The organism is Alteromonas sp. AO-Serp (assembly GCF_017849675.1).
GTDB lineage: Bacteria > Pseudomonadota > Gammaproteobacteria > Enterobacterales > Alteromonadaceae > Alteromonas > Alteromonas macleodii.
Window position 1 is genome coordinate 1 of sequence record NZ_JAFLMX010000125.1, and the last position, 10,033, is coordinate 10,033.

General features: G+C 44.6%; 11 protein-coding genes. All 11 read right to left on the reverse strand.

Annotation, left to right across the window (positions count from 1 at the left end; translation table 11 throughout):
* Positions 1-213 precede the first annotated feature (213 nt).
* Complete coding sequence (mnmG, locus tag QVA83_RS09420; RefSeq protein WP_039228881.1) at positions 214-2,115, reverse strand: tRNA uridine-5-carboxymethylaminomethyl(34) synthesis enzyme MnmG; 1,902 nt, start codon at positions 2,113-2,115, stop codon at positions 214-216.
* Positions 2,116-3,013: 898 nt separating this feature from the next.
* Positions 3,014-3,841, reverse strand: a complete 828-nt coding sequence (locus tag QVA83_RS09425; protein WP_014951458.1) for an ATP-binding protein — start codon at positions 3,839-3,841, stop codon at positions 3,014-3,016.
* A gap of 6 nt (positions 3,842-3,847) precedes the next feature.
* Positions 3,848-4,516, reverse strand: a complete 669-nt coding sequence (locus QVA83_RS09430) for a DnaT-like ssDNA-binding domain-containing protein (RefSeq protein WP_015000151.1) — start codon at positions 4,514-4,516, stop codon at positions 3,848-3,850.
* Between the two features lie 27 nt (positions 4,517-4,543).
* The gene (gene mioC / locus QVA83_RS09435; RefSeq protein ID WP_014977843.1) at positions 4,544-4,981 is read right to left on the reverse strand and encodes an FMN-binding protein MioC; all 438 of its coding nucleotides are present in this window, start codon (positions 4,979-4,981) and stop codon (positions 4,544-4,546) included.
* A gap of 97 nt (positions 4,982-5,078) precedes the next feature.
* The gene (gene mnmE / locus QVA83_RS09440; protein ID WP_071816526.1) at positions 5,079-6,467 is read right to left on the reverse strand and encodes a tRNA uridine-5-carboxymethylaminomethyl(34) synthesis GTPase MnmE; all 1,389 of its coding nucleotides are present in this window, start codon (positions 6,465-6,467) and stop codon (positions 5,079-5,081) included.
* Positions 6,468-6,469: 2 nt separating this feature from the next.
* Positions 6,470-6,952, reverse strand: a complete 483-nt coding sequence (locus QVA83_RS09445; RefSeq protein ID WP_039228889.1) for a YajQ family cyclic di-GMP-binding protein — start codon at positions 6,950-6,952, stop codon at positions 6,470-6,472.
* Positions 6,953-7,016: 64 nt separating this feature from the next.
* On the reverse strand, positions 7,017-8,675 hold the full coding sequence (gene yidC / locus QVA83_RS09450; protein WP_061486880.1) for a membrane protein insertase YidC: 1,659 nt from the start codon (positions 8,673-8,675) through the stop codon (positions 7,017-7,019).
* Positions 8,676-8,685: 10 nt separating this feature from the next.
* A complete protein-coding gene (gene yidD / locus QVA83_RS09455) occupies positions 8,686-8,934 on the reverse strand; it encodes a membrane protein insertion efficiency factor YidD (protein WP_014951464.1) in 249 nt (82 codons plus the stop codon).
* Positions 8,919-9,278, reverse strand: coding sequence for a ribonuclease P protein component (gene rnpA / locus QVA83_RS09460; RefSeq protein ID WP_015000154.1), 360 nt, complete (start codon positions 9,276-9,278; stop codon positions 8,919-8,921). The genes yidD and rnpA overlap by 16 nt, the downstream gene beginning before the upstream one ends.
* A 15-nt stretch (positions 9,279-9,293) precedes the next feature.
* Positions 9,294-9,428 carry a 50S ribosomal protein L34 gene (rpmH, locus tag QVA83_RS09465; protein ID WP_014290886.1) on the reverse strand — a complete coding sequence of 45 codons (135 nt, stop codon included), beginning with the start codon at positions 9,426-9,428 and terminating at the stop codon, positions 9,294-9,296.
* A 20-nt stretch (positions 9,429-9,448) separates the two neighbouring features.
* Positions 9,449-9,616, reverse strand: coding sequence for a hypothetical protein (locus tag QVA83_RS09470; RefSeq protein ID WP_155279887.1), 168 nt, complete (start codon positions 9,614-9,616; stop codon positions 9,449-9,451).
* Positions 9,617-10,033 lie beyond the last annotated feature (417 nt).

Genomic DNA, 10,033 nt, shown 5'->3' on the forward strand with positions numbered 1-10,033 from the left:
TGCAGCTCTTCATGCTCGATACAAGTGCGCTTGAAAAATGCACCTGAATTCATCAAAGCCGCACAACGAACGTAAATTGGTGAATTGGGACGGTGTGAAAAGCGCCGAGTTTTTCTAGTTTTCGCGTTGTTTAAGCGATTATGATTATCATAATACGCGAATAAATAGGAAAAACTAAGCGCTGCGAGTAATGCGTTGAGTTAAGCGCGTGTTTTACGCACTAATTTTCTCTTGCTTGCGCAACATCCCGTGTTTTTTAAGGTAGACCAGCAGCAAAGAAATGGCCGCAGGAGTAATGCCCGAAATACGCGATGCTTTACCGATTGTTTCCGGTCTGGCTTCGGTTAATTTAGCAACAACCTCGTTCGATAGGCCAGAAATCTTGCTGAAGTCCATATCAACTGGCAACAGGGTGTTTTCGTGTCGCTGCGTTTTCGCGATTTCATCCATTTGACGGGCAATGTAGCCGGCGTACTTAATTTGAATTTCCACTTGCTCTGCAGCAATCGGATCTTCAAGACCTGGGCCAACACTTTCAATTTCCATTAACTGACCGTAAGTCATTTCAGGTCGACGGATCAGCTCTTCAAGAGAATGTTCACGACTCACCGGATTTTTCAGCATGGTATTGAGTTCTGGCGTTGCCGCGTGATCAGGGTGGATCCACTGTCCGCGTAGACGCTGCAGTTCACTTTCTACCGCTTCCATCTTGTCGTTAAATTTCGCCCAGCGCGCATCATCAACAAGACCAATCTCTCGGCCCATCGCGGTTAAGCGGCTATCGGCATTGTCTTCACGAAGCAGAAGTCTGTATTCTGCACGGCTAGTGAACATGCGGTACGGCTCTTTCGTACCCATGGTGGCTAAGTCGTCGATAAGTACGCCCATGTATGCTTGGTCGCGGCGTAAAATCATCGGGTCTTTTTCTTGAACTTGTAGCGCTGCGTTTGCGCCTGCTACTAACCCTTGCGCACCCGCTTCTTCATAGCCAGTGGTACCGTTAATTTGGCCAGCAAAGAACAAACCTCGAATAAACTTCGTTTCCAGTGTTTGTTTCAGATCGCGTGGATCAAAGAAATCATATTCAATCGCATAACCCGGGCGAACAATGTGCGCATTTTCAAAACCTTTGATCGAGCGGACAAGGTTCATCTGTACGTCAAATGGCAAACTGGTTGAAATACCATTTGGATAAACTTCAATGCTGTTTAAACCTTCTGGCTCAACAAAAATTTGATGTGATGTCTTGTCTGCAAAACGGGTGATCTTATCTTCGATACTTGGGCAATAGCGCGGTCCGATACCTTCGATAACCCCTGTAAACATGGGTGAGCGATCTAATCCCCCGCGAATAATATCGTGGGTTTTTTCGTTAGTGTGGGTGATATAGCACGGGATCTGTGTAGGGTGCATGGTTCTATCACCCATGAACGAAAATACCGGCGTAGGATTGTCACCAGGTTGAGGCTGCATTACAGAAAAATCTAACGAGCGAGCATCAAGTCTTGCTGGTGTCCCAGTTTTTAAACGGTCAACACGAAACGGAAGGGCACGTAGTCTATCTGCAAGTGCGATAGACGGTGGATCGCCGGCACGACCGCCGCGATAGTTTTCAAGGCCAATGTGAATGGTTCCGCCAAGGAAAGTACCCACTGTCAGTACCACTGACTTGGCTTTAAACTTCAAGCCCATTTGCGTAACAACACCGCATACCTGATCGTTTTCAACAATCAGATCGTCAACGCTCTGTTGGAACAAGGTTAGGTTTTCTTGATTTTCAACAATGTCGCGAATAGCGTTTTTGTAAAGCGTACGGTCCGCTTGCGCACGCGTTGCACGAACAGCTGGGCCTTTAGAAGAATTCAATGTTCTAAACTGAATACCACCTTTGTCGATAGCCAGTGCCATTGCACCACCTAACGCATCGATCTCTTTTACAAGATGGCCTTTACCGATCCCACCAATTGCAGGGTTACACGACATCTGGCCTATCGTCTCAATATTGTGAGTGAGCAACAGCGTATTTGCACCCATGCGAGCAGCTGCAAGTGCCGCTTCTGTACCTGCATGTCCACCACCTACAACGATGACATCAAATGCTTCAGCATAAAACATGGTTAAACCTCACTATTAACTTACGATAAGCCGATTAAAAACTAATTTTTCTCACGCAGAGACTGCTGAAAAAAGGGCGCGTATTTTATCTGACTTATTGGATAAAGAAAATGATTAAATTTTCCTCAAAACCTGTTTTTGAAAAGGTGTGATCGAATTATAAGATCTTAAGATCTCTTTTAGATCTGTTTATTTTTACTTTTATTAGGATCATCAAGATCTGTGGGTAACCGATCAAAGCACATAAAGATCATCAAGTTACGCGATCAATAACATTGGGAAACCCCGATCCATAACCCTACCTCAAACTTGTGTATAAATGGCCTTTTTATCCACACCCCGAATCGTTTGAAAAGTTATTCTTTTTTCGATCAAAGCTTATGCACAGTGGTTTGTAGGATCCTATCCACAGGGGTGATCAAGATGTGATCCAACTGGGGATAAAATGTTTGCTATTTATGTATCGCGATCAAAAGATCGTGTAGATACGTGCGTTATAGCGTGATCATATTGTGGAGGAGATCTTTTCCAAAAGCTGTGATTAGATCGCCCGATCGCATTTATCAACACCTTCAAAAAAAGTGCACGTTTTTATGAACGACAAGATTATTTTTTCAAAACAGCCCATTTTTCAGGAGAAAAACATAGGAAATGACCAAAATACAGTCACTTTTACAAGGAAGAAGTCGGTCTTTAAGAATGGTTACTTGTTTAACTGCAGGAGATCGTTGAGTGTATCTATGAATTGAAACCGTATTGTTTTGGTGAAAAGCGTGATCAATAGGCTAAGTTATTCGCTATTACCTGGCATAACAGGAACATGCAATAAGGTTTAATGAAGGAAAAGACCTAGCAGAGTAAGGGGAACGTTTTGAGAGAGATAGGAAACCAGGTGCTATTAACGCACCTGGTTGGGTTGATAGCGTGGCTGTGAAACAGAGCCTTGCATGTCTTCTTGTTCAATGGTTAAGCCTTCACGGCGGCTTGGGCCTTGGAACCTAACCTTGTAAGTATCGTATTCTTTTATCGACTCAAAACAATAGGGGCCAAGGGCATTTTCAAGTTCGGCTAAATTGTGATTGGTGATCAAAATACAGTTTTTCTTGTTTACTAAGCGCTGTCTAAGCAGGTTACCAAACCAACTCTGCGCATTTTTCTTTAACACGCTTTCGTTTACACACACCTCATCAAGAATAAGCAGATCAACGTCTAGCAGTTCCTGATTGATCTCCCTGAAGCGCTGCCCCGCGTTGTCCGAAGCCCCAAAATCAAACGAGAAATTGCGCATTTCAAGCAGTGTAGACAGTTGACGATAAAGCACTGAAATTTCGTACTGCTCTATAAGTTGATGGGCAATGGCACCGGCAATATGTGATTTACCACGACCGTAATCGCCGTAAAACAGCATCATATGCGAGCCGCTTTGACGCCATGCAGGGTCGTCATGGGCAGCAATAAAAGACTGAGCTATCGAAACGGCTTCAATCACATCGTCACTGTCTTCAACTAAGTTGGCGAAGGTCCATTTAGGATTCAGATCAGAACGGCCATGAATAGCCTCTACACGGGCTTTTTTACTACGCTGCTGTAGTTGTGATACTTCTTCGTTCGCTTTCGCCTCGTACTGCTTACGCAGCGTTTTATAGTCGATGTATTCACGATTGGGATCGACGTCTTTGTTGAGCGCTCTCGCTAAATTAGCAATTTTGTCGGTTATACGATCCATAACGAATTAACTCTTCTTAGTTGCGGCATACTTTTCCACCAGCTTTCTAGCATTATCATCTGCTTCTATGCCGGCTGCAACTTTCACTTGTTGCGTTCCCACCACCTTTGTTGGGGCGTAGCCTGAAGCGAGACGCTTGCGCTTGATATTGTTGGCAAACTTTTGTGTCCATTGAAATTCGCTAAACACCGAACTTGGCCTTCCCAACCAATAAGCAATGAATTCACCCACTTCGTTGTCATCAAATGTTTTATCGATAATACCAAGTAGCGAGGCCATTTCTTCAAACAACGCCTTGTTGGGCGTCCAGTTAGGGGTCATGGCGCTATGACGGGCATGTAGTTGGTCGAAGTCTGACTGCGGCTCGCTTAGAAGCGGAAGAAGCAGGGTTTTCCCGTTGATTGTATGTTCAAGATCAAGTTCAAGGGGCAGGGCAACCAAACCCACTTGTTCAAGCTGCTTCACCAAGCTATTGATTTGACGACCGCGTTGGTAAGGCTCGTCTTTGCTGTCGCCGTTTAGCAAATTCAATAATTGCTTATAATCAATAGGTGCCGACGATGTCGTTGCCGAATTTGCACCTGTTCGAAGCCCAAGTAAATACAGTACCCGGCAATCGTTAGAAAGGGGAGATTGCAACGCCGCTAGTTCAGCTTGGGTAAGGTTGCTGTTCATCGCATTGGTTCCACGTAAAAACGCTTGTTAAGCATTGGCCAGCTTTTCGTCAAACCATTCTACGGCGGCATCTTCAGGGATAGGGTGTTCTAGCACATCGATGTATAGCGCGTCGGTAATTAACGTGCCACCTGCGTTTTTAATATGCTTTTCCATTTCTTTTGCGCCGAAACAAAAGGTGTCGTAACTGGTGTCACCTAGCCCAATAACGTAGGCATTTACTGCGCTTAAATCCGCGCCCTCTAGCTGTTTTGCGAACGGCTGGATGTTGTCAGGTAATTCGCCAGCACCGTGGGTTGATGTACACACGATCCACGTTGATTCTGTTTTAATCTCATCTAAATTTGGTTCTGCGTGAATAGTGTGGGTGTGCCCGCTCGCATCAAGTTTTTCCGCAATGGCATCAGCCACATATTCTGCGGCACCTAACATGGTGCCAACGATGATTTCAAAATGCTTGCTCATTACTGGGTCGCTTCTCTATTTACAATTGTCGTCTTAACGTAAGTACGGCTTATCCGTTACGTTATTCACCATCTTACTTATAACTTTATTGGTTGCGCTACTTACCAATACAGAACGATGAAAAAATCTTACCAAGTAGGTCGTCTGACGTGAATTCACCGGTTATCTCACATAGTGCCTGGTGAGCCAAGCGCAATTCTTCAGCGAGTAACTCGCCCGCCATAGCGTCATGCAGTTGTTGTTCGCCTGTGCTTACATAACTGTAGGCTTGGTCGAGTGCGTCTATGTGTCGTCTGCGCGCAATAAATTGACCTTCAGTTGTAGTATCGAAGCCCATGGTTTTTGCCAGATGTGCTTTTAGCGTGTCGACGCCGCTACCTTCTTTGGCTGATAGATTAATGACTGAGATATCGCCTTGCTCGGTGGCAACCGTGCTTTGTCCAATATCTAAGGTACTAAGGTCGGCTTTGTTGCGAACTACGGTAACGGGAATGCCTTGTGGCAATCGGGCCATAAATTCTGGCCATATTTCATAAGGGTCGATAACAGCAGTTGCGGTAGAGTCTACAACGAATAATACGTGGTCCGCTTCATTGATAGCTTGCCACGCGCGCTCAATACCAATTTGTTCCACTTTATCTGGGCTTTCTCGAAGTCCTGCTGTGTCGATAATGTGCACCGGCATACCATCAATGTGAATATGCTCTTTAAGCACGTCTCGCGTGGTACCAGCGATATCGGTAACAATGGCGCTATCTCGTCCTGCCAGGGCGTTTAATAAGCTCGATTTACCGGCGTTAGGTCGCCCCGCAATCACCACCTGCATACCTTCGCGCAACAAGGTGCCTTGTTTAGCCTGTTCGCGCACTTTGGTTAAGCTTTGCATAATTGCGCTTAAGTCACCTGATACTTTCCCATCAGATAAGAAATCAATTTCTTCTTCAGGAAAATCGATGGCCGCCTCTACGTACATACGAAGATGCACGATTTGGTCAGATAGCGTTTGAATTTGTGTAGAAAACTCACCCTGTAGCGAGCGCAGCGCACTTTTGGCTGCCTGTTTAGAGCTTGCATCAATCAAGTCAGCAATCGCCTCTGCTTGAGCAAGGTCTAACTTATCATTTAAAAAGGCCTGTTCACTGAATTCACCTGGATTGGCAAGCCGGGCATGGCCCGTTGCAAGTACGGCATCAATCAGCATGTCCATGACAACTTGACCGCCATGGCCCTGCAGTTCAAGTACATCTTCACCGGTAAATGAATTAGGCCCTTTAAAAAACAGTGCTATGCCCTGGTCTATTACGCTGTTGTTAGCATCAACAAACGGCGTATAGGTCGCAAGACGTGGTGTTAGTGCGCTTGGTACTAACGCCTCTGCGATAGCTTTAGCCTTAGGACCTGAAACACGCACAATACCTACGCCGCCACGACCGGGCGCTGTCGCTTGTGCGGTAATAGTGTCGGTAGAAAGGGTGAGTGATTCCATAATTAGTCGCGGAAGTTCTTAAATTGGAAAGGTTGGCCTAAGTTCGACTCTTTAACCAGCGAAATCACTTGCTGCAAATCATCACGCTTTTTACCTGTTACGCGAAGTTCTTCGCCTTGAATAGCCGTTTGCACTTTGATTTTGGCGTCTTTCACCAGCTTCACAATCTTCTTCGCCATCGGCTGCTCAATACCTTCTTTAAAGGTAATGGTCTGACGGTAAGTTTTACCGTGGGCATCGTAGGGTTTAACATCCATAGATGAAGTGTCGACGTTACGTTTAGACATCGCCGTTCTAAACATGCTTTCCATTTGCTGAAGTTGGAATTCAGCTTCAGCTTTCATGACCACGGTTTTATCTTTGTACTCAAAGCTCGCGTCAATTCCGCGAAAGTCGAAACGCGTTGATAGCTCACGGCTTGCGTTTTCAGTGGCGTTGCGTACTTCTTCCATGTTGATTTCAGAAACAATATCAAATGATGGCACAGGTTATTCCTCTTAAGACAAAACAGCCCGCATAGGCGGGCTGTATAATTCATTGATCAGCGTGTTATTTACTGCTGATGCCCCGCTTCTCCATTGAAGCATAAATCATTTTGGCTTGAACCAAGGTAATCACGTTACTGACTAGCCAGTATAGTACCAGACCTGCAGGGAACCACAGGAAGAATACACTCATTGCTACCGGCATCCATTGCATGATTTTCTGCTGCATTGGATCAGTAATGGTGGTTGGCTGAAGTTTTTGCAATAGGTACATACTTGCGCCAGTTAGAATTGGCAGCACAAAGTATGGGTCTTTTGTAGAAAGGTCAGTGATCCAAAGCACAAAGTCTGCATGGCGTAGTTCAACACTTTCCATCAGTACCCAGTAAAGCGCAAGGAAGATAGGCATTTGCAGAAGAAGAGGTAAGCAACCGCCCATTGGGTTTACTTTCTCTTTGCGGTAAAGCTCCATCATAGCTTGAGACATTTTTTGTCTGTCGTCGCCAAAACGGTCTTTTAGCTGCTGCATCTTAGGTGCTAAGTTGCGCATACGTGCCATTGACTCGTATTGCTTCTTAGTTAGCCAGTACATCGCGCCTTTTACTACAATAGTGATAAGGATAATTGCCACACCCCAGTTATTAACTAGGCTATGAAGGAAGGTAAGAAGGGCGAACAGCGGCTGTGAAATCCAGAAAAGAATACCGTAATCAACGGTTAGGTCTAATCCGCGCGCAATTTTCGCTAGGCTTTCTTGATCTTTAGGACCCATGTAAAGGGTAGATGCAAGGGTTTTGGTTTCACCAGGCGCTACGCTTTCAGACGGAGACAATACACCAATTACCGCATACTGATTTTTCAGGTTACGAGAATAAAGCGTGTTAGTTTGCTCTTGTGAAGGTACCCATGCTGATACAAAGTAATGTTCAAGCATGCCAACCCAACCCGCTTTCGTGGTTTCGCGTAGGTTGTCATCTTCAATCTCGTCAAACGAGTACTTCTGGTAGCGGTCATCTTCTGTTGAATATGCAGCACCACGGTACGTTGGCATAAACATGTTGCTGTCGTCTTCAAACTCCATCACTTGTTTAAGCTGTGCATACGGCTGAACCGTTGCTGCGCTGCCAGTACCATTTTCAACGTTATAGCTCACGTTTACGTCGTACTGACCTTTAGTGAAAGTGAAAGTTTTAGTAACTGACAAACCTTGGTTGTTTTTCCACGTAAGAGGAATAACAAGGGTGTCGCCAGTCATTTCATAAAATTCACTTTGCGCGTTATAAACAGGGCGGCCACTGCTGCTGGCATCTGGACCTTGAGCACCGATTAGACCACTTTGCGCTACATAGAGACCGTTGCCAGAGCGAAGTAGGCTGTAAGGAATATCCGAACCTTGCTCTACCGGAAACTTAAGTAAGTCTGCTGATACCACATCGCCACCTAGCAAATCGATGCGTAAATCTAGCGTATCGGTTTTAACTTCAATAATGCGGTTTGAGCTTTGCGCCGCTGCGATAGGTTGTGCAGCAGGAACGCTATCACTACTTGGTACATCTTCGCTGCCATTTTCATTAAATGACGGTACGCCTTGTGATGTCTCTTGCGTTTGTTGTTGCTCAACTGGCACAACTGGCTGTGGCCCATAATCTTTTTGCCATGATTGCCAAAGCAAAAAGCTAACTAGCGCAAGGCCAATTATCAGAAAACTACGTTGCGATTCCATAGAGGTCTCTTTATTTTGAGTGTTTATCTTGTTGTTTTTCCGGCACTGGATCATATCCGCCGGCATGCAAAGGGTGGCATTTTAATATGCGTTTAATAGATAACCAACCGCCTTTTACTAATCCGTGCGTTTTTAATGCGTCTATAGCATACCAAGAACAAGAAGGATGGAAACGACATCGTTGCCCTAACATAGGGGAAATGAACCATTGATAAAATTTTATCAATGCCAAAGGCACTGCAATTAAGAGTTGCCGCAACGCTTGTTTAATTTTTTCCATAGCTTGTCCAATGTAGCGAAAACTTCTTGGTTGCTAAGGTTGTCAGCGCCAGACTTGCCAATAACGATAATATCGACATTGGGTAAGTTGTGCTGTTTATGCCTAAAACTTTCTCTGACTAATCGCTTCAAACGATTTCTATCGTGAGCTTTACGGATACGTTTTTTCGCGAGCGTAATGCCTAAACGAGGAGTTGAAAGTGTATTTTTTCTGGCTAGGACAGTAAAAGAGGGAGATACAGCTGGGGTTGCGTTATCAAACACATAGGTAAAGTGGGTGGGAGTTAACAGACGTAACTCCCTAGAAAAATTATTCTCGCCCACTTTGGCGTCTTTCAATTAAGCTGAAAGACGAGCGCGGCCTTTTGCACGGCGAGCTGCTAGTACTTTACGACCATTTTTAGTCGCCATACGAGCACGAAAACCGTGAGAACGCTTGCGCTTTAGATTGCTCGGTTGAAATGTTCTTTTCATGACCAAAGTCTCACTTATATTTAGTTAAACATAGGCGTTTTTGGTAACACATTATGCTGTTGCCAGAACAATGTGGTGTTTTCACCAGAAAAGCCCATCGAAAAAGGACGCTGAATTCTAGAGATCTCGGGGCGTGCTGTCAATGCATATTCTCGCTTTTCGGATGAATAAGTGAACAATTTTTGCATTTTCTAATCGATAGCTTAATCGATAACGCAGTTTTCGTACAAATCGTCTGTGAATAACGCGTAAAATTTGGTTAGGTTATCCACAGTGCGTTGTGAAAAACACAGAGATAGATATAAAAAGCAAGGTGATCTAACGGTTTTTTAGCACAAATTTAGAATGAATTTTTCTCGTTATAGTTTGATTTGATCTAAAAGAAAAAAGCTTGCTAATCAGTTGCTTGTTGTTTTGATCGAAAAGATCGATCGGGATCGCCATTTACATTGTGTTGATAAAGTAAGATAATCCACAGCGATTAAAACGATAACTTAATTTCTCGCTGCTACCCAACACTTCCAACGCTATTTTCTTCTAATGGCGCTTTTTAGTGCCTGCTTTCTTTATGCTTGGCTTTTCAGGAGTTGGTTTTTCTAGCGAGT